Origin of the sequence: Vibrio sp. V43_P6S15P86 (genome assembly GCF_009904725.1) — a bacterium.
In the GTDB taxonomy this organism is placed as follows: domain Bacteria; phylum Pseudomonadota; class Gammaproteobacteria; order Enterobacterales; family Vibrionaceae; genus Vibrio; species Vibrio diabolicus.
On record NZ_WXWT01000404.1, the window covers coordinates 1 to 21059 of the forward strand.

A 21059-nucleotide genomic window follows, 5' to 3' on the forward strand; every position below is an offset into this window, starting at 1 on the left:
CAATATAATAGTCCTAGATCAATATAATGGTCGGTAAAAAGTCAAAAACGCTTTTTGTGCGTATTTTTTATTCTCACGATACTCACAGTCTCAACTCAGATACAAAAAACGCCAAACAGCTAAGCTATTCGGCGTTTTTTAAAAACTGGGGAAATGGCTCATTACACGGCGGTTTGCTTAATCTGCTCAACAATAGCTTTCAAGCCATTACCACGTGACGGGCTTAAATGGGAGACAAGCCCCAGTTGATCAAAATAAGCATCAATATCAAATGCTTGAATTTGTTCGGCCGTTTTACCGTCATAAGCTGCCATTACCAAGCCAATCAATCCACGGACGATACGCGCATCGGAGTCCGCACAAAAATGCCAAACGCCATCTTGCTCTTGGCTCACTAACCACACCAAGCTTTCACAGCCCGAAACGGTAACTTGTTCTGATTTCAGCTCTTCTGGCATTAGTGGCAGCTTTTTACCCCACTGAATAACCTGACGGTAACGATCTTCCCAGCCTTTAAATTGCTGCATCGTTGCGACAATGTCTTCGCTGGTGATTTCTGTTCCAAATGGAGATGCAGGAAAATCGATCATAATGTGCCCTTCTGTTTGATGCTTTTTGGCTGAACTACTTCTTGTGTTTTTGAATCAGCTTCTCAACGATTCGCGATACCGCAACAAAGCCAAACGTCGCGGTTACGACAGTTGCCGCACCAAATCCGCTAGCACAATCCATACGTTTTGGACCTTCCGCTGTCGACTTCACACCGCACACTGAACCGTCTGCTTGAGGGTACTTCAGCTGCTCGGTTGAAAACACGCAATCAATACCAAACTTACGAGCCGGATTCTTAGGGAAGTTATGATGACGACGCAAAGTGTCTTTGATCTTCTTCGCTAGAGGATCTTGGATCGTTTTCGTTAAATCAGCGACCATGATCTGCGTTGGGTCAACCTGACCACCAGCGCCACCCGTAGTAATCACTTTGATCTTGTTGCTGCGGCAATAAGCCAACAAAGACGCCTTCGCTTTTACGCTGTCAATGGCATCCAACACGTAATCAAACTCTTTGCTTAAGTACTCATGTTGATTGTCTGGCGTGATGAAATCATCAATCAGATTGACTTTACACTCTGGGTTGATCAATTTGACACGCTCGGCCATCACTTCAATCTTGCTTTGGCCAACGGTGCCCGTCATCGCATGAATTTGGCGGTTAATGTTCGTGACACAAACATCGTCCATATCAATCAGAGTTAGCTCACCGATCCCCGTACGAGCCAGCGCTTCCACCGCCCATGAACCTACGCCACCAATACCAATCACACAAACGTGTGCAGCGCGAAGAATGTCCACTTCGCTGTTGCCATAAAGACGACGAGTGCCGCCAAAGCGTTGATTGTAGCTGTCAGATGCAGGGGTATCGAGTTCACGCATATTGAAGTCCAGATGATCGATAGAAAAACAAAGAGTGCGATTTATACGCACTCTTTGATGAAATGTCTAGATAAGAGGGAGTTCCTCTTTCTTGGGGAGCTATTGTAGCTTTTCTGGCGGTAAAGCCCAAGGCGCTTGAGTTGGTGAGTTTTCCAACCCAAGTTTCCACACTCGACCAAAATGCTTGTAATGCCCAGCTTCTGTCCCTGCTCTCGCACCAATGCCATGATACAGATCCAAATGGTTTTGTTTTACCGCACCACCTGTGTCTAATACGATCAGCATGCGCAGTTGATGCGCGCCGCTCCACGTACCATCGGCATTCAGCAGTGGCACTTCCGCCAAGATTGGCGTACCCATTGGTAAGATAGAACGGTCACCCGCGACCGCGGCCATTGGCAACAACGGAATACCAGCCGAGCCTGTTACTGGCGCTTCTGCTTTTGGCGCAAAGAAAACGTAAGAAGGATTTTGCTCCAACAACTCGCGCACTGTCGCATCGTCGTTGTCCATCACCCACTCTTTGATTGCTTTGAGGGACATTTTTTCACGCGGCACTTCACCACGTTCAATCAAAATGCGGCCAATGCTGACGTAAGCTTTGTTGTTTTTACCCGCGTACGCAAAGTACTCCAACGTATCATCATCTTCAAAATGCACGTAGCCACTGCCTTGCACTTCCATCATAAATGGGTCGATACGATTAGGCGCGTAACCTAGCACCAAACCTTGTCCATCTAGTGCTCCATTGTAGATCTCCGCGCGAGTCGGACAATCTGATGAGCAGTTTGGCTTGCCATAAACTGGGTACTTAAAAATGTCGTTTGGTGTATGACGCAGTTCCATCACGGGAGAAAAGTATCCGGTAAACAACACATTACCTTTTTTATCACCACCACCCAATTGCGCGGCTTGAATGCCAAACGCACTCAACGCACTGGTATCTCCACTCTGTTGCGCCCACTCACTTAATCGTTGATATAGCGGTTGGTACATCTTCGCCATGGATGGTGACTTTATCACCACTTGCTCAGCTTGCTTGTTAAATTCAGTAAAATCGCGCGGTTTGTTAGACTCAACCACATCCACTTGATTGAGGATCTGAGGAAACTCACCATCAAGATATTGCTGAGCGCGATCATTTTGTTGAGCACAGCCAAAGAGTAGGCTCAAAGAGATAATAGGAAGGAGTTTTTTTAACACGTGTCTTTTCCGTAAAAGAGAATAGCAAAAGGATGGCAAACAAATGCATACGGTGCAATTGAAAAGCAACGACAAAATGTTTCAACGCTAAGCCAATCCGTTTACTCGTTGTGAATTCATTCAGTTAATGCAACATGATAACAGCGGAAGAATTACGGAATTGTCCGGATTATGTTTGAAAGTAAGATTTACTGATTGAGAGATGAAGTTGTGATCATCCATGTGACTCACAGACGCAAGGACTCTCAGCTTAAGAGACAATAATAAAAACGACTATCTTACCGCAATCCTTGCACGACCCTCTAAACGGAATACAGGTAGATAATGCGCATTGGCATCCAGCTTCATTTCTGCATGCTGCTTACCCACAAAATTGAAGTGCCGCTCATTTGAACCCACTCGATATGAAAACGAATCCCCATCGAATTCAAAACTGGTCGCCACTGTCGAACCATTTACGGTAACACCGCGCTCACTCAACACAAATTCTTCACGAGCATAAGGCGCAACATCTTGCTCAACCCAGCGACCATAAATAGTCGATTTAAGAATAGGCGGATTAATGGTTCGAGTAATCAAATCACTATACAGCATGCACACGACAACGGTTCCAACTATCGCTATAAGCATGAGAGAACGCTCTAGCCACTTACGAAACATTGATTTAGATGACGTTTTTGACAGATTTGAAGCAGTGATCGCAGCATTCTTATTAACAGCAGAAGACATGAGGTTCACGTATTGAGAAAAGACGCGCTCATTGTAACTCTCCCCTTCAACGGGACCAATAACCTACCTCAATATGTTTGTGCTTTATTCCAAAATTTCACCTTGCCACCAAGTGAATAAAAAGGCATTATTTTAACATAATTAAACAAAGGAATGGCTGTAGTGAAAATTCGTAGTACTGCTCTCGTAAAAGGATTCCGTCAATCAACACCTTATGTCAATGCTCACCGCGGAAAAACCATGGTGATCATGCTGGGCGGAGAAGCCGTCGCACACAAAAATTTTGGCAATATTATTAATGATATCGCACTCATGCACAGCCTCGGAATTAAAGTCGTGGTGGTGTATGGTGCACGTCCTCAAATTAATCAGCTGCTAGAAAAACAAGACCTCACTACGCCTTACCACAAAAATATCCGCATTACGGATGAATCGGCTTTATCTGTTGTTATGCAAGCTGCCGGACAACTTCAACTTGCGATTACTGCGCGCCTATCAATGAGCCTCAACAACACTCCGATGGCAGGCACCCAGCTCAATGTCGTTAGCGGAAACTACATCATTGCTCAGCCACTCGGCGTTGATGACGGGGTGGATTATTGCCATAGTGGACGTATTCGCCGCATTGACACCGATGCTATCAACCGCACTCTTGATCAAGGCTCTATTGTGCTACTTGGCCCCATTGCGAGCTCTGTAACTGGCGAGTGCTTCAATTTATTATCGGAAGAAGTCGCCACCCAACTAGCGATCAAGCTGGGTGCGGATAAGCTGATTGGTTTCTGTTCAGAACAAGGTGTCATTGATGACAACGGCAATGCTGTCGCCGAGTTGCTGCCAATTGAGGCGGAGCATGTCATCAAAACGCTCTCTGAAAATACGTCTCCTGACCTAGATTACAACACTGGGACACTGCGCTTTCTTAAAGGGTCTATTGCCGCTTGCCGTGCCGGAGTACCTCGCAGCCACTTGATCAGTTATAAAGTAGATGGAGCCCTAATTCAGGAGTTGTTCTCTTTCGACGGTATCGGAACCCAAGTCGTTATGGCGAGCGCTGAACAAGTGAGGCAAGCCAATATTGACGATATTGGCGGTATCTTAGACCTCATTCGTCCTTTAGAAGAACAAGGTGTACTCGTTAGGCGCTCTCGAGAGCAGCTAGAGCAAGAGATTGGAAAGTTTACCATTATCGAAAAGGACGGTCTGATTATTGGCTGTGCAGCCCTTTATCCATACCCAGAAGAGCGCAAAGCAGAGATGGCTTGCGTAGCGATTCACCCTGACTATCGTGATGGGAACCGAGGTTTGTTACTGCTCAACTACATGAAACATCGTTCTAAATCCGAAACCATTGATCAGATTTTTGTCCTCACGACACACAGTCTGCATTGGTTCAGAGAGCAAGGTTTTTACGAAGTCAGTGTCGACTATTTGCCCGGAGCCAAACAAGGGCTATATAACTTCCAGCGTAAGTCAAAAATCTTAGCGCTAGATTTGTAGCTTAACCTTAAATCACGAAGCAAAATTTAACGCTCCGCTATACCAAAACCTCAAGGTGCGGGATTCAGCTCATTGACGCTCAATCCTGCACATCAAGTTTGTTTTGGAGTAAGGCCTCACATAAATCCTGCTTCGAGCTAGCGAGTCATCATATAAACACCAACTTAGAAATACGCAAACCATTGCTTGATTTTCGTTCCAATTTTATCTTTTAAATATACATTTGGTTGGCTATACTCTGCTCGCTAGTGATTGGTTTTTAACCAATACGAATGGATCTAGGTGATGTAATGTAGCCTTCACCCTAAAATACTGGGCAATTGAAAAACTAGTTAGCTCCGTATTGCACACCAAGGACAGTTGTTAATCTGACTTTAAATAAGCCGAGACGAGCACTGTTATGAGAACAATCATTTGTAATTCGCTTCAAAGCTTCTGGGATATGGCTGACAATCAGTTTTTAGAAGGCCTAGACGTCCACTGTGTTTTCCCCGTAAATGACGCTATCCGAGATTTTATTCTTGCTTATCAACAGCAATACAAAATACGCAGCGTGTCTTTTACCAACGCGTTCGCAAAACATGCATAAAAGAAGACCGAGCCATAAGCTCGGTCTTCTTGTTTTAGTTAGTAAGCCGCTGTACTAATCCACTCACACGAGTGGTTTTCACTTTAATGCCTCGCTTCAGAACATTGAGTTCGGCGTAAAGAGCTAAACGCTTTTTCGCGCGGGTAATGCCTGTGTAAATCAACTCACGAGTTAATATCGGGCTAAAGTCTGGTGGCAAAATCATCAGGGTGTAATCAAATTCACTGCCTTGCGATTTATGGATGGTCATGGCGTAAGCCGTTTCATGTTCAGGTACTCGGCTTGGCAAGACCGATTTCACACTGCCGTCAGGTAACTCAAAAAAGACTTTCAAACGCGGTTCTTCTTCAGTGTCATCTCGCATGCAAATACCAATATCACCGTTATACAAACCTAAACCGTGATCATTACGCGTAATCATGACGGGTCTCCCGTGATACCAAATTTCATCCTGAACTTGAATGAACTTGCGCGCCGCGAGCGCTTTCTCGATGCGCTGGTTTAGCCCAGCCACACCAAAGTCACCTTCACGAATCGCGCACAGTAATCGACATTGGTTGAAAGTATCTAACACCGCTTTGGCTTTGTGCGTTAGCGACTCTGGATCTCCGGTTTTAGGATCGATTTCTTGCTGTCCAATGCGTTTGAGATAACGACCGTATTCCTGTACCAACGTCTGCATCATTTGGTTGTAATGTTGACTACTTAGTGCGAAATGTTCGATATCGGAAAAGTCACGCGCCCAGACGTTATCTACGCTCGCAGCAGAACCTAAGTTAACCGCTTTTGCCAACTGACCAATGCCTGAGCGAGCGTCAAATCGGTAGCTCTTTTGCAGCATACATAAGCTATCGGCAATGCTGGAGGCACTGTTCCCCGTATGGGCTAAAGTATCGAAACCCGTCAGTTTTGCGATGGCTGACGCCTGCTCTTTGCCATAACCCAATGCATGGAACGAACAGATATCACCCAACACTGCCCCTGCTTCAACTGAGGCAAGTTGATCTTTATCACCTAACAAAATCAGCCGCGCATGTTTCGGTAAGGCATCGACCACTTTATACATCATTGGTAAATCGACCATCGACGCTTCGTCGATAACTAAAATATCCAAATGCAGTGGATTTTGCTTGTTGTGACGAAATTCTGCGCTATTAGGAATCGCGCCCAGCAACCGATGTAAGGTGCTTGATTCAGTCGGAATTTTGGCTTTTAGCTCCGGAGAAACTGGCAGCTCTTGCACTGCTTTACCAATGGACTCGGTTAATCGCGCCGCCGCTTTCCCCGTCGGGGCCACCAGCTTGATGGTTAGATTTTTCTCGTGCGTCGCCTGTTCAATCAAAGCAGCAAGCAATTTGGTTACCGTCGTCGTTTTACCCGTACCAGGGCCACCAGAAATCACAGCAAATCGACGAGTTAACGCAACCGCCGCCGCGACTTTTTGCCAGTTCACGCAAGCCGAGAGTGGTACGAGTTCATCCAGTATTTGCAAATCTTGAACCTTGCGCGCATTGCTAAGCACGGAATCAATGGCGTGCCAATCCAACGATTCGCTTGCGACCACATCAAGGTGGTCACACACCAATTGCTGACGCAACACTTGGTTGCTGCTTCCCGCTTCTACTGCTTTGCCTAACGCGTTAAACAGAAAATGGTATTGGCGTGCAAACAGATGGTTGAGCAAGTCCGATAATCGCGCTAACTCTTGCGACTGCAAGTTAACTGCGGCGCCCAACTGATTGAGCTTTTCCGCCAGTGTCACTTCATAATGCCAATAGCGATGCAGATACAGACGCTCACCATCGAACATTAAAGGCAAGGCTTCTCCTTGCGCGCCGACCACGCTGGAATTTTGTAATACTTGAATCCAGTCTATGCCTTGCAACTGTGTGTTGAGCGCCAATGCCGACTCACCAAACAGCCCTAGCTTACTGGCTAAATCCGTAGATTGCCCTTGAGCATCGAACAGAGACAGACAGATATGTCCTTTGCCGAGCTCACTACTGACAACACCCGCGATAAACGCCAGTGCTTGGCTATCCGACTGTTCCTCATGAGTTTGAGAATCAATAAAGCAGGCGAATTGGTAGTCAAGCTGACGAATGGCACCTTTGTGCGCCAAGCGTTCCAACACTACCAATAGGCTATCTTGGTCAGAATGAAGATTGTGATTTGTCGTCATTAAAGTAGCTCCATCTGCCCGGCTTGAGTTGAGCGTGTTTCAAGTGCTTGACCATCAATCAAACGATCCATCTCTTGTAAGAAGTCTAAGGTTGGTTTCGCGGCAAAAATGCCGTGGTCACTCCGCCCATCCATACCGCGCAAGAACAAGTAATACACACCACCGAAGTGCTGTTCATAATCATAATTGGCCAATCGGCTACGTAGGAAACGATGCAGTGCTAACGCATAAATCTGATACTGCAAATCGTAGCGGTGATCCGCCATCGCCGATTTCAGAGCCTCACCATGGTAGCTCGTCACATCGTCGCCAAGATGATTCGATTTCCAGTCAAGCACGTAGTATTTACCTTGATGTTCAAACACCAAATCGATAAAACCTTTAAGCATGCCTTGCACGGTTTGGAAACCTAAATCCCCCGCTTTCGCTGACAACGGATCGTGACGTTGAATGACTCGGTTTAACGCCGGTGCAGACAACACTTCAATCGGCAGCAAAAATTCCATCTCCACCAAACGTTGCGACGGTGCTTTTTGATTAAGCAGCAAAGACTTACCATCCAACGGCGTTGCGAGTACGGTATCAATCAATTGCTGTAAAATGGGCAACCACTCTTCATCGAGTTGTTCGCTTTCCATCAAACCAAGGATGATTTGTGTATTCTCTTCCGTCGTGGCTGGCTGAGTAAATTCAATTTCCTCAAACAGGCTGTGCAGGAACGTACCCGGACGCGCACCACGAGGGAAGGTAAAAATAGAACGCTCTGGCTCCACCAAATCCGCTTCATCTTGTTCTTCAGATGAGTCGATATCAAAACCCGTAATCTCAATCGTGGCATCATGCTCGGCGTGATGAGAGCCTTGCTTGACCAAGCCAGAATAACTGGTGATGCGCCAGTTTCTATCGATAGGGTTTTGCAGCTCTTTCGCGCTAAGATCGTATATTTCTTCTTGTGGCGCTACGTACTTCTCTTCGAGTTGATGCGGCGGATCGGCCACAACGACACAATCAAGCTCGTCTTGTTGCTTTGTTAAACCTTGGTGCAAATCGTTAATGCCACCTTCTTGACCATTCTGAATCAAATAGCCAATCGCACTGCGGTGTACGCCAGTTGGCTCTTTGGTCGAACGGCCATTGCGTAAAGGCGAGGCTCCGATAAAACACGCATATACAGCTCGCGTTAGTGCTACGTATATCAAGCGTAAGTCTTCCGCCAAACGCTCTTTATCCGCTTGCTTCATGGACGCATCATTGCCAGTGATATCCAGTACCGTGCGGTCATTGGCAGCATCGTAATATTTGGCTTCACTGGCTTCTCGATAGCTGAACACAAACGGCAGAAATACGAGGTCATACTCCAAGCCTTTTGATTTGTGAATAGTTACGATCTGCACTAAGTTACGTTCCGATTCTAAACGTTGGATTTGGTCATCACTGCCACCCAAACCGTTTTCCGCATCACTGATAGACTGAGCGAGCCAACGCAGCAGACCGTGATCGCTATCCAGTTCGTTACTGGCTTGTTGAAGCAGTTCACCAATGTGCATTAAATCGGTAAGTACTCGCTCACCATTTTCACCCTGTGAACTCGCACCTTCTTCTAGTAATCGCTCGGCAATATGGCGTTTGCTGATCACCGCGCGCAACATCGGCAGCACACCACGTTGAACCCAAAGCTTGCGATATTCTTTGAATTCGTTTACGGCGTTTTCCCACACAATTTCATCGTTATTAAGTGCATCCAAACTTGCTGCGTCGAGGGCAAACAGCTCAGAGGCAAGACTTGCACGCAGTGCACGGTCATTTTCTGGAGTCAGCACCGCTTGCAGCAAACGCTGTAAATCCTGCGCCACTGAACTGGTAAACACACTGTCTCGGTTAGACAGGTACACGCTGGCAATGCCTTGTTCAGCCAGCGCTTGTTTGATCATTCGACCTTCACTACCTGTTCGAACCAACACCGTGATATCGCCCGCTTGAACCGCTTTCTGTTTTTCGCCATTCACCAGACACGCTTGCCCCTGTTGAGCCTGCGTCAAAATGGTTTGGATTTGGCTTGCGGTCGCCTCCGCCATCCGAGTCAAATACTCGCCTTTTGGTAGCGGTTTATCGTCCGCTTCTTGCAACCAATAAGTCAGCGCCGGTTGCTTTTGGCCACCCATAGTCCAAATGCGTTTTTCGGCATTGGGACTGTACTTAACGGGTAAGAACGGAATATCCGAATCATAGATAAATGGACTGTCTGGCAAAGCAAATACTTGGTTTACCGCCTGCACCATATCTGCGCTAGAACGCCAGTTGGTTCCTAACGTGTAGTGGGCACTTACTTGGTTACGCGCTTTGATATAAGTGAAAATGTCTGCGCCACGAAAGCCATAAATCGCCTGCTTGGGATCACCGATCATAAACAAACCACATTCCGGATTATTCAGATAAATACGGCTGAAAATACTGTATTGAAGCGGGTCGGTATCTTGGAACTCGTCAATCATTGCGACGGGATACAAAGTACGAATACGCGCCGCTAAAAGCTCGCTTTCGTCCGTATCGATAGAAGCAGAAAGTTGCGTCAGCAAATCATCGAAAGAGAGCCACTGTTTTTGATTTTTCGCGTTGGCCAGCATTGCACGACAATGCTCAATCGCATGAGCAAGCAGTGGCGCTTTTAAGCTGATTGGATTGGCAAGAAATGTTTCAATGGCTTCAAATACCGCGTGCTGCGGCGCACTGCCTTTCGGTGTTTTTTCCAACAAGACGTTTTGCGCGAATTTCTCCAGCTTGTCTGGATAATCGTATCCTGTGGTTTCCGTTGCTGCCCAAGCGTTTACCGCCTCCAACCACGTCGGCAGAGACTTTTTGGTGTAGCTGCGTTTGTTAATATCTGAATCTGAAATCAGCGTTAAGAAGTCATCTTGGCTTTCTCGCCACTGTGCTTTTAATTCATCAATTTTTTTCAGATTTTCAGTATGAAGATCAGCCAAACTGCCTTTCATTGCAGGAACAGAAAGGCTTAACGGCGCACCGGTTAAGTAATTGCTGATGTCAGACAACAACGCAGATGGAGAGCCCCATAGCTGGCGAATTTCTCCAGCCAAGGTAAATGGCAACGGGTAGAAATTGCGACGCCAGTAATCGGCTACAACTTGCGCTTTTAGGTGACTTTCATCGGTCACAAACTCGTTGTTAAATCGGCTGCCAGATTCAAACGCATTTTGCGTTAGCATACGTTGGCAAAAACCGTGAATGGTGTAGACCGCCGCCTCGTCCATCTGACGCTCTGCCTGCAATAAAATTTCTGCGGCTTGCTTGTGATCGTCAAACTCATTAAGCAAAGGTTGGATCACCGGATCGGAACTCTGTCCACGCGCAAACGCGATTCGCGCATCATGGATTCTTGCCCTGATACGATCGCGCAATTCCGCAGTTGCCGCTTCGGTAAAGGTTACAACCAGAATTTGGTCGACCGTAAGCGGTACGCGATGTCGAGTTTCCGCGCTGCCATGACCAAGCAAAAGACGCAGATATAAACCTGCAATAGTGAAGGTTTTACCTGTACCTGCTGATGCCTCGATTAACCTCGCACCATGCAGAGGAAACGTCATCGGTTCTAGTGGCGTTGGTTGAGGTTGCTCTGTGCGGTCTAACGTATGTAGAGGACACTCTGCACCTGACATTTGATCCATAACGCTGAATCTCTCCGGATTATTTACTAGGACGTATCACCTAATAAATGTGATCTATAGTTAAAAATTCTATTAATATGTTTAACAAGTTGGATAATTTAGAGCTTTGTGAGATCTTTCTCACGGTTATCCATAAGACGTACCGTTAGTATGCGCCCCACGAGATAAGCCAAACCTTTTTGGCGGCACAACTCAAATGAATTAAACAAAAGTATCATGGTCCCTCTGACCTTGTGGCCGTACAGCGAACGCCCTACAAAAAATAATGATTTTCTGGCGGCCACCCTACTCTTCCTTCTCTTTATCCAACTGTCTTTATTACGCTTTTACGTCATCAGCGTCTTGAATCGCTAAGCGCGCACCTTGCAAAACTAATGCTGTCAGCAAACGAACTTCTGAGGCCAACTCATCATTCCAAGCTGGCCAAATTCGAGAGATGTACGCATTATTGCCTTCGCCCGGGCTCATGAAGCCATCATTGAATGCGTCAGCCATTTTCTTCAAAGATTTCTCTTCGTCATCGACCCACTGACCGCGGCTAAAGCCCGCTTCAACACAAGCCAACGCCGTTTTCGGGAAATAAGGCAAAGGCTTAGTCATGCCTTCGAAGAATAAGCGAACTAATTCAGTCAGTAGCTGTTTGGCATACTGCGCATCGGCAATTTCTGGGTAGATTAAATGCAGCGCACCTTCTTTACGATCGTAACCAATGATGTGGGTTTTCTTAGCATGACCCGACGCCGACATGGCAAGGTGATCGATCCACGCTGCAAGGTAATCCTGCGCTCGAATCTTACCGCTTCGGTAGCGAATCAAACCGGATTGGTAGTATTGAGTCAGCCAACCAGTCAGGCGAACGTTTTTCTCTTCGCCTTCATTTCGCTCAAACAAAGAGTCAAACGTCAGGTCGATTTCCAAATCGTCTTGAGGCGCACCAGATAAAAACGCCAGTTTATCCACCAGCTCTTCCGCCTGAACTCGGTTGGTTTCAAACTCGATATCACCAAACGCCCCCACCGGCAGTTTGCCTTGCGCGCGCTGTTGACTCATAAAGTGTTTAAGCACCTCTGTTTTTTTTTCTGGCTGCGTCAATGTCGTTTCAAGCAAGGTTTCTAACAGCTCATCACGCATTTGATAGCTTTCCAAACCACCTAAAACAAAGGGTTCGTCGTCTTCCATCACCGGTAGTGGCGGTTCAAAGATTACTTTTAAACGACGATTGAAAAAATACTGCACCGGTAAGCGCCAGAAACGTTGCAACTCGACTAAGTCGAGCTCAAGTGGGAACGTCGCTCCTAACAGATAGTCGTCTAATGCACGATTAAAATCACGACGAACATAGCCTTGCGATTGGCAACTTTGAGTCAATGCCGCTGGAATCCACTCTTTCGCATAGCTGGCGTGCATGCCTTGGAACGCACTTGGGCTAAACGGCACCATGGCGTGCGTATTCACCAACGCGTTTAACAAGTTGTCGCCAGACTCATCAACGGGCAACGCTTCATCACCACTTAAACAATAGTTTTGGTGGCAGTATTCCATCAGCTCAGAAACCAGAACCGAAGGCACTCGCTCGGTGTTGTCTTGGATTGAACGGCCAACATAACTGATGTAGAGCGTTTGCTGTGCCGATAGCATTGCTTCGAGGAATAGGTAACGGTCATCATCTCGGCGCGAACGGTCGCCCGGTTTGGTTCTTCCGGTCATCAAGTCAAAGCCTTCTGGCGGCATGGAGCGTGGGTACACGCCGTCATTCATCCCCAGTAGACAAACGGTTCTAAACGGAATAGAGCGCATCGGCATCAGGGTACAAAAGTTCACTTGACCAGCCAGGAAGCGCTGGCTGACTCGTGTGCCAGATAATTTGTTTTGAAGGTATTGGCTGATGATCGACGGCGACAACGCATCATCAAATGCGGCATCAGCTAATTGCTCTTTGAGTTGGCTGAGCGTATCGCGAATGGATTTGAGCGCCATTTCGCCTTCTAACTCAACTGAGAAGAAGTCATCCAGCAGTGAAACCAAAGTCTCTCGCCAACCATCAATAGTCTGAACATGAGAAAGTTTGCTTCGATAAGTGCTAATTTGTTGGATAAAGTGTGCCAACTTGCCCGCAAGCTCTGCGCCCATGCCTTGCACTTCGTTGTACGGAGATAAAGTGCCTTGCTCGGTTTCAAACAAACCTGCGGATTCTGGCATCGCGTAGCCAAGCAACATGCGTTGAATACCAAATTGCCATGTGTTTTGACGGGTTTCCGGCAGTTCAAATTCGCGTCCGGTATTGGCATCCAACCCCCAGCGAATTCCCGATTCTTCAACCCATTGTTTGGCTTGTAAGAAATCATCTTCGCTGAGTTCAAAATGCTTTAATATCGCCGGAGTTTCCAGAAGTTCGAGTAGTTCTGATGCCAAACAGCGCGTATTGGGTAAGTTCACCAACTGCATAAATGCAGCCAGAATTGGGCTCTCTTGATCGGCGGTTCGGTCAGAAATCGAATATGGAATAAAACGCTCACCCGGCGCGTTACCAAAGACCGCCTGAATCGCAGGGCTGTAAGCGTTGATGTCCGCGACCATCACGATAATATCGCGCGGTTTTAACGTTGGGTCATCATCGAACATCGCCAACAGTTGATCATGCAGCACTTCAACTTCGCGCATCGGGCTGTGACAAGCGTGTAGGCTCAGTGATTTATCACCCAAGCTAACCACTTGTTTGTGATGACTGTTTTCAATCTGTTGATCATCTTGATGTTCTTCAAGATTGAGAATATCCGCTTGCAATTGATGGAGCAGACTGTCGCGCTCAACATCAACAAAGGCTTCGATTTCATGAGATTCCAGCTGAGACAACAGATACATATTGTCGCGCCCGAGTTTACCCATGGATGCCAACAGACTGTTTCCGACCACATCGGTGTGCAGCTCATCGATCACATTATCTTCCAGTGATCCTTTCAGCTGCTCTGTTTCACCTTGCACTTCCGAGTGATCGTCCTGCCACACAACGTGCTGACGATGTTTCGCCGCCAAACGAGCTAGATACTTGCGATCTCGAACTTCACCCCAGTAATAGCGACACGGGTTGGTGAACATCAGATGCACATCGATATGCTCACCAATTGCTTTTAGCGCATCCATATAGCGAGGCGGTAACGAGGAAATACCAAAAACAAACAGACGCTTGGGTAAATGGTCAAAATTGCCGTTAAAGCTCGCTAACGTGTCGATAAAGTGCTCATAAAGGTTGGCACGGTGATATGGAGACTGCCCTAATGACACAGTGTGATCGTACAACGCTTGCCATAAGATCGGCTGCCACGGATGCTCATCTTCCAGCTCTGGCACACTCTGCCCAGCTTCCCAACTTGCGATCCATTCCGGACGATACACCAAGTAACCATCGAAAATATCGGCAATTTTCTCAGCCAGCTGATACAGCTTAGAGTGAGCACTGTCATCTTTGAGGTACTGCGCTAACGGCGAAAACACGTCTTGGTTGAGAAGCCCCGGCAGCAGATGCATCAACTTCCACGTCATCGCTTCTTTGTTAAACGCACTGCGTTTTGGCACGTCTGGCAACACCTGCGTAAACATTTCCCAAATGAAGGTAGCAGGAAGCGGAAAATCAATGTTCGCGGCAACACCAAACTCTTTGGCCAATTCCATTTTTAGCCACTGGGACATGCCCGGACTTTGAACCAGAATTTGTTCTTTTTCGAACGGGTTTTCCAGCGGACTGATTCGAATCAGTTCGACAAGGAGTGATTTAAGAACGTCAACTTGGTTGGAGTGATAAACAGTAAACAAATTGGGAATACCGAGCGCCGATTGAAACTGTTAGCTAGCTTAGCACAGCCCGATTTAAACCCGCAGTGATCTCGCGTTTGGAAAAAACAAAAGGTTATATATCACTCAAATAGAGTATGAATCTTCTTAATTTTCACATGTCAATCAAGTCCGACACTTCCATACAAAATGTGACATCCATCGCAACTGTTCCATAATAAAAAACACTGTTTTATACTCCCTCTACCCATAATTTATAAACAAACAAAAAGTATGTTTCGCAAACTGTCTTCCAACAGCGCTTGGCTGATTGCTTTTTTTGCTTGCTTTGCAGTGTATCTGTCGATCGCTTGTTATCCTTTTGTGTTGTCTAACAATCAGAATGAACCGCTAACCTTGTTGCAAGGTTACTATTTGGTTTCGACTCAATATGGCTGGCTGGGCTTGATCGCTCTTCCATTTATGTTGTTGAGTTTATTGCTCTCTTTTCTACCGACTCGAGCATTCAAAGGCATCGTGGTCGCTATTGCGATCTGTCTATTGGTCATGTTTAAAGTCGATATCCTCGTTTTTCAGCAATACAAACTTCACATCAACGCCCTATTAATCCGTATGTTTTTCGAAGGTGGTGGTGATGTCTTCGATATTTCTTGGATGAGTTGGCTAATCTTCATCAGTGAAATTGCCATTCTGGTGATCGGGCTCGCTTGTACCGTTTGGGTAAGTAATCAACTGGCAAAAAGCCGAGCTAAGTTCGTTTTGATCAGCGTCTGGTTTGCTGTATTGCTCAGCACACAGATGATTCATGCGTACAAAAACGCGCTTTACGACGATGAAGTCAGTCAGTTTTCGAATAACTGGCCACTTTACTACCCGCTGACGGCTCGTAAATTTATTTACAAACACGACCTAGTGGACGAGAACATTGCATCGAAGAACCGCGTAGAGTTAACCAACATTGAACGTAGCTCACTCAACTACCCGCTTGCGCCCATTCAAGTGCAAAGCAAAGGGAAGCAGCCCAATGTTTTGTTTATCTTGGTTGACGCGTGGCGCTACAATGATGCGACGCCGGAAGTCATGCCAAATGTCAGCAAGTTCGCCGAAAAAACGGTGAATTTCACACAACACATGAGCGGCGGCAACTCAACTCAAGCGGGTATTTTCAGCCTGTTTTACAGCTTGCCAGCGACCTACTGGGAAAGCTTTTACGCAAGTCAACGCTCTCCTGTTTTTATGGATACGCTGCAAGTAGAAGGCTACCGCATGGGCATTTTTGGCTCGGCACCGCTCACCAGCCCGCCACTTTCTCGCACGGTATTCAAAAAAGTGTCGGACTTGACCTTGAAACAAACTGGGGAAACAGCAGTCGAGCGCGATCAGCAGATCACAGACAAGTTCATCGAGTTCCAAAAGCAGGACAGCGACAAACCGTACTTTGGTTTTCTGTTCTACGATGCCGCCCACGGCACAGTATTTCCCGAACCAGAATTTGCGAAATTCAAACCATACTGGGAACGCGTTGACCACATTTTGCTCAACAACGATTTTGACGCTTCGCTTTACCACAATCGATACAAGAATTCGTTGTACTACATCGATAGCTTGATTGGTGATGTGCTGAAAAACGTCGACTTAGACAACACCATTGTGGTGATTTCATCTGATCATGGTGAAGAGTTTAATGACCATAAGATGAACTATTGGGGCCACACGGGTAACTACAGTGACGTTCAAGTACATGTTCCTCTTTACGTGTACATGCCAAATCGTCAACCAGAGCAAATTAATTACCGCACGACCCATTTTGACGTCGTGCCAACCATGATGAATACGCTGTTTGACGTTCAAGGCACAACGAGTTCATACAGCGTTGGTCATAACTTGTTTGATAGCTCTGCCCCTCGCGATTGGTATATTGCTGGCAGCTACTACAACTATGCATTGGTCGGCAAAGAACTGATGCTTGTGGTCAATCCTGGCGGGCACTCTCAGCAACTGAATCGCCAGTTAAAAGTCGAGAAAGAACAGAAAGTTCCTGTCGATATCATTCGTCATTCTCTGGATGAGATGTCGCGATTTTACAAAAAAGGCTAGTGTCCAACATCGACGCCGATTGAAATAAAAAAGCCTCTTGGCAGTAAGACCAAGAGGCTTTTTCCTATCTGCTATTTAAGCGTGATGAGCGTGCATCAAGCGTGGCTGAATCAATAAGTTGTTGATGTATTGTAAAGCCACATAAGAGACAACAAATGTTGCCACAATCAACTCAAGACCAGCTAAGCCTCGCACTTGTTGAACATAGTGCGCAGCCAATCCTTGCAACTCCATCCAATTCGCCATTTTAAACAGCGCCGTCGCACCGATCACCATCGGGAAGGTAAACGCCGCATAGCCTGGGCTGAATGGCAGTCTAAGCAATTTAAAGAACGCGAGATATATGATGGCTGTCATCAATACCGCGATACCAAATAGCATAGCGATGATCACTGGTGATGGTGTCGCAGTGACCGTTAAGTACCCTGCCAATGATAGACTTGCTGGCGCTGCCATGATTGCCATTGTTGGTTTCGCTGCATCCGGAATTTCATGGGTGAACATGAAACGGTAAATCATCATCGGCAACATGATCGCGTACGCCACCATACCAAACATCAATGCACCTTGTGCCACTGGTGCTAACATCGGGTTGCCAGAGAAAGACACATCCGCAACGATGATACCCACAGGCGGTACAAACCAACTAGGAACCATGTGGTGCAATTCAAAATCTTTGGCGCGATGGTAAACAAAGCTCACCAAGAACACGATATGCAGAACCACCGCAATCAGCCAAAGCGCATCACCAGCCAATGGGTAAAAATGGCCGAGAGAGTTCGATACCACCATAGTGCCCATCGCAAATGTCGGAACCACGCTGCCCACAACCGGATGAGCCAGATCTTGTCTCAATAGATGGTTATGTAGCAAAAACTTGGTTGCTAATATAGCCAACAATACGCTCGCGATACCCGCACTAATCCACTGTCCGTAGCCATGTAATTCGGCGAAGTTTTCCCAGCTCCAGCCTAAGCTTGCAATACCAAGAGCCAAACCCGCCATCGGAGTTGGTGCTCCCATTACTTTTGCTTTTGTTCTTTGAATCATGATGACCTCAACCAGACTCACTCTTGATGGAGCGTATAATACGCTTGCACTTCGTTCTGATATATCTAATTATTTAAAACAAACGTTCAAAATTACTTAACGGTGGGGTATGGCAAGTCACATTTCTCTTAAACAACTGAAAGTGTTTACGACGATCACGCAGCACAAAACGCTCACAGCGGCTTCTGATAGTCTCTTTTTATCGAAAGCGGCAGTGAGCATGGCACTCTCAGAATTAGAAAAACAGATCGGCCATCATTTGTTTGATCGTGTTAATAACCGACTAATTTTGAACCAAGAAGGTCAAAAACTGCTGCCACTGGCGGATGAATTACTCAACCGAGCCAAAGACATCGAGAGCATTTTCGATGGTGACCAAGCGCTATCGGGCCAACTTCGCATTGGTGCCAGCGACACCATTGGTAACCAAGTCGCACCCTATTTGCTTAGCGAATTTCGTCAGCAAACGAACCATCGTTCTCAAAGTCTGTTCATTTCTAACTCTGCACAAATCTGCGACATGCTGACCGATTACGAGTTAGACATCGCCCTCATTGAAGGCAAAACACTTCACCCTGAATTGCAGTCTACCCAGTTTAGCGAAGATGAAATGTGCGTGATTTGCGCGCCCGATTACCCAGCCGCGCACGAAGGGCCAATAAACTTAACCGAGCTAGAAAACAGCGAATGGATATTGCGAGAGGCAGGATCTGGTTCACGCGAATTTTTTATGCGCGTTGTCGCGCCGCGCTTGGAACATTGGCATGAAGCTTTTCAGCTCAATACCACCGAAGCGTTGATCAACTCAGTATCTGCTGGGCTGGGCTTAGGTTGCTTGTCACGTTTGTCTGCAGAACATGCTATTCGTGACGGTCGCGTGCAACTGCTCGACATGCCTTTAGATATGAAACGTCGCTTCTGGCTACTGGTTCACAAAGAGAAATACCAAAGCCCACTACTCAGAACGTTTATCGAATTTTGCCAAGATTGGGAACGACCAAATAACCTTTATCGAGAGAATACGCCCTCCAAGTGAAACGGAGATAGTTTAAATGCTGGTCAGTTAGTTGTACGTGTCTCTCATTCTTAGGCTTGTCGCTAGACTTAACTGGTCAAAAACTGTATAAAAAGCCAGTATCAATACACCAAGTTAGGGGACCAACCATGGCTGTAATCGTCAAGTACGTGGTAGAACGCAATGGAGAAGAGAAAATGACTTTTACCTCTAAAGCGGAAGCTGACGCATACGATAAAATGCTAGACATGGCAGACGAACTATTCACGCTGCTAGGTAAAAGTGAACTTCTAGAAGACGAAGGTAAGCAAGAAGATCTTGCGATGTACCTCGCTCAAAACAAAGAAGAAGTGCTTTACGCACTGGGTGCAAAACGCAAACCGGCACCAAAGAAAGCAAAAAAGCTTGAATCTGTAGAAGAAGACAAGCAAGAAGACGCTGCATAAGCCTCTCATTTGTTAAAGAAACGCCACATCATGTGGCGTTTTTTATATCTGAAGGCACACATCATCATGGAAAGATCGCCCTTTCTTTCGAGCACAGATACGACAAATCGCCTTCTTTCATTTCAACAAACACCTGCTAATTGACCACCTCACAACCACATTTCTCATCAGACAGACATATCTCCCAAAAGACAAAAGGTATCCATCTACAGACTTTATCTATTTCCCCTCTTTAAACTCCCTAGCACTCTCATTATGATGGCTGACAACTTAATTATTTCTTGTCAGTGAACAGACGAGACACAAGACTCAACACATGGAGATCAACTATGGCTTTCTTTTCTCTAGCCTTTGGTACGGCAACTAAAAACCGCGACGGCAAAATCATCGAAGCGTTTTTCCCAAACCCAGTTCTTAACCCAAATGAAGAGCTTGTTAACGCACTAGCAGCAGTAGCAGGTTACGAAAAAGGCAACCAAGCTATCGAGATCTCTGCTGCACAAAGCGCAGAACTTGCGGCGGCTTTCGAAGCAAACGGCGATGCAGCAAACGCATCTTTCGCAACCAAAGCAGCAGAATCAGCACAGCCGCTTGTACTGGTTATTCTAGCTACGGATGAACAGCCACAATCTGTTGCTGAAGGCTTCCTAAAACTTCAACTTATCTCTAACCGTCTAGTTAAGCCACACGGCACAGTACTGGATGGCATCTTCGGTCTACTACACAACATCGCATGGACTAACGAAGGCCCAATCGACCTACCTGAGCTGGCTGAGCGTCAAATCGAAGCTCGCCTAGCTGGCCGTACGCTAAGCGTAGATTGCGTAGACAAGTTCCCTAAAATGGTGGACTACGTGGTACCAACTGGTGTTCGTATCGCAGACACTTCTCGCGTACGTCTTGGCGCACACGTTGGCGAAGGCACAACTGTTATGCACGAAGGCTTCATCAACTTCAACGCGGGAACTACTGGCGTGAGCATGGTTGAAGGCCGTATTTCTGCTGGCGTTGTTGTTGGTAACGGTTCAGACATCGGTGGCGGTGCATCTATCATGGGTACACTATCTGGCGGCGGTAAAGTGGTGGTTTCCATCGGTGAAAACTCTCTACTAGGCGCAAACGCAGGTCTTGGCTTCCCAATGGGTGATCGTTGTACTATCGAATCAGGTCTGTACGTAACCGCTGGCTCTAAAGTACTCATGCTAGATTCTGAAGGTCAAGAAGTCGAAGTGGTTAAGGCTCGCGATCTTGCTGGTGTTTCTGACCTACTGTTCCGTCGTAACTCTGTAACTGGTCAAATCGAGTGTCTTGCAAACAAGAGCGCGGTTGAACTGAACAGCGA

The 21059-nt window shown here is 46.6% G+C and carries 14 protein-coding genes; 6 read left to right on the top strand and 8 right to left on the bottom strand.

Features of this window, described 5'->3' with window-relative positions:
• Nucleotides 1-161: 161 nt before the first annotated feature.
• From csdE to CAG69_RS18205, 4 genes are all read right to left on the bottom strand, one after another.
• Nucleotides 162-590, bottom strand: coding sequence for a cysteine desulfurase sulfur acceptor subunit CsdE (gene csdE / locus CAG69_RS18190; RefSeq protein ID WP_161445514.1), 429 nt, complete (start codon nt 588-590; stop codon nt 162-164).
• Nucleotides 591-624: 34 nt separating this feature from the next.
• Nucleotides 625-1434, bottom strand: a complete 810-nt coding sequence (tcdA, locus tag CAG69_RS18195; RefSeq protein WP_005484934.1) for a tRNA cyclic N6-threonylcarbamoyladenosine(37) synthase TcdA — start codon at nt 1432-1434, stop codon at nt 625-627.
• Between the two features lie 99 nt (nt 1435-1533).
• Nucleotides 1534-2637: a murein transglycosylase A gene (mltA, locus tag CAG69_RS18200; RefSeq protein WP_012841480.1), complete on the bottom strand. Its 1104-nt coding sequence runs from the start codon at nt 2635-2637 to the stop codon at nt 1534-1536.
• A 273-nt stretch (nt 2638-2910) separates the two neighbouring features.
• Nucleotides 2911-3366 (bottom strand): DUF2850 domain-containing protein, encoded by a 456-nt coding sequence (locus CAG69_RS18205; RefSeq protein WP_161445516.1) that lies wholly within the window; start codon nt 3364-3366, stop codon nt 2911-2913.
• 162 nt (nt 3367-3528) lie between these two features.
• Between CAG69_RS18205 and argA the strand changes: the two genes are divergently transcribed.
• Together argA and CAG69_RS18215 are read left to right on the top strand one after the other, a co-directional pair.
• Nucleotides 3529-4866 carry an amino-acid N-acetyltransferase gene (gene argA, locus CAG69_RS18210; RefSeq protein ID WP_012841478.1) on the top strand — a complete coding sequence of 446 codons (1338 nt, stop codon included), beginning with the start codon at nt 3529-3531 and terminating at the stop codon, nt 4864-4866.
• A gap of 400 nt (nt 4867-5266) precedes the next feature.
• Nucleotides 5267-5455, top strand: a complete 189-nt coding sequence (locus CAG69_RS18215; RefSeq protein WP_005380230.1) for a hypothetical protein — start codon at nt 5267-5269, stop codon at nt 5453-5455.
• A gap of 34 nt (nt 5456-5489) precedes the next feature.
• On the opposite strand, the gene recD is transcribed toward CAG69_RS18215, so the two are convergent.
• The 3 genes from recD to recC form a co-directional block, all read right to left on the bottom strand.
• On the bottom strand, nt 5490-7637 hold the full coding sequence (gene recD / locus CAG69_RS18220; protein WP_161445518.1) for an exodeoxyribonuclease V subunit alpha: 2148 nt from the start codon (nt 7635-7637) through the stop codon (nt 5490-5492).
• A complete protein-coding gene (gene recB, locus CAG69_RS18225) occupies nt 7637-11311 on the bottom strand; it encodes an exodeoxyribonuclease V subunit beta (protein ID WP_202600820.1) in 3675 nt (1224 codons plus the stop codon). Before recB ends, recD begins: the two co-directional genes overlap by 1 nt.
• A 327-nt stretch (nt 11312-11638) precedes the next feature.
• Complete coding sequence (recC, locus tag CAG69_RS18230; RefSeq protein ID WP_161445520.1) at nt 11639-15130, bottom strand: exodeoxyribonuclease V subunit gamma; 3492 nt, start codon at nt 15128-15130, stop codon at nt 11639-11641.
• 252 nt (nt 15131-15382) lie between these two features.
• Between recC and CAG69_RS18235 the strand changes: the two genes are divergently transcribed.
• Nucleotides 15383-17206, top strand: coding sequence for a DUF3413 domain-containing protein (locus tag CAG69_RS18235; protein ID WP_161445522.1), 1824 nt, complete (start codon nt 15383-15385; stop codon nt 17204-17206).
• A gap of 75 nt (nt 17207-17281) precedes the next feature.
• Here the strand turns inward: CAG69_RS18235 and CAG69_RS18240 are convergent, their stop codons facing one another.
• Nucleotides 17282-18256, bottom strand: a complete 975-nt coding sequence (locus CAG69_RS18240; RefSeq protein WP_023584104.1) for a TDT family transporter — start codon at nt 18254-18256, stop codon at nt 17282-17284.
• Nucleotides 18257-18365: 109 nt separating this feature from the next.
• Between CAG69_RS18240 and CAG69_RS18245 the strand changes: the two genes are divergently transcribed.
• The 3 genes from CAG69_RS18245 to dapD form a co-directional block, all read left to right on the top strand.
• Nucleotides 18366-19292: a LysR substrate-binding domain-containing protein gene (locus CAG69_RS18245; RefSeq protein ID WP_161445524.1), complete on the top strand. Its 927-nt coding sequence runs from the start codon at nt 18366-18368 to the stop codon at nt 19290-19292.
• A 128-nt stretch (nt 19293-19420) separates the two neighbouring features.
• Nucleotides 19421-19717: a YebG family protein gene (locus CAG69_RS18250; protein WP_041852896.1), complete on the top strand. Its 297-nt coding sequence runs from the start codon at nt 19421-19423 to the stop codon at nt 19715-19717.
• A 329-nt stretch (nt 19718-20046) separates the two neighbouring features.
• Nucleotides 20047-21059, top strand: a 1013-nt coding sequence (dapD, locus tag CAG69_RS18255; RefSeq protein ID WP_161445526.1) for a 2,3,4,5-tetrahydropyridine-2,6-dicarboxylate N-succinyltransferase, incomplete at its 3' end; no start/stop codon positions are given.

Coding starts and splice junctions, on each gene's coding strand:
- CAG69_RS18205 (WP_161445516.1), bottom strand. CDS start 3,366: ATGTCTTCTGCTGTTAATAAGAATGCTGCGATCACTGCTTCAAATCTG.
- CAG69_RS18215 (WP_005380230.1), top strand. CDS start 5,267: ATGAGAACAATCATTTGTAATTCGCTTCAAAGCTTCTGGGATATGGCT.
- CAG69_RS18235 (WP_161445522.1), top strand. CDS start 15,383: ATGTTTCGCAAACTGTCTTCCAACAGCGCTTGGCTGATTGCTTTTTTT.
- csdE (WP_161445514.1), bottom strand. CDS start 590: ATGATCGATTTTCCTGCATCTCCATTTGGAACAGAAATCACCAGCGAA.
- recD (WP_161445518.1), bottom strand. CDS start 7,637: ATGACGACAAATCACAATCTTCATTCTGACCAAGATAGCCTATTGGTA.
- recB (WP_202600820.1), bottom strand. CDS start 11,311: ATGTCAGGTGCAGAGTGTCCTCTACATACGTTAGACCGCACAGAGCAA.
- tcdA (WP_005484934.1), bottom strand. CDS start 1,434: ATGCGTGAACTCGATACCCCTGCATCTGACAGCTACAATCAACGCTTT.
- CAG69_RS18240 (WP_023584104.1), bottom strand. CDS start 18,256: ATGATTCAAAGAACAAAAGCAAAAGTAATGGGAGCACCAACTCCGATG.
- CAG69_RS18250 (WP_041852896.1), top strand. CDS start 19,421: ATGGCTGTAATCGTCAAGTACGTGGTAGAACGCAATGGAGAAGAGAAA.
- CAG69_RS18245 (WP_161445524.1), top strand. CDS start 18,366: ATGGCAAGTCACATTTCTCTTAAACAACTGAAAGTGTTTACGACGATC.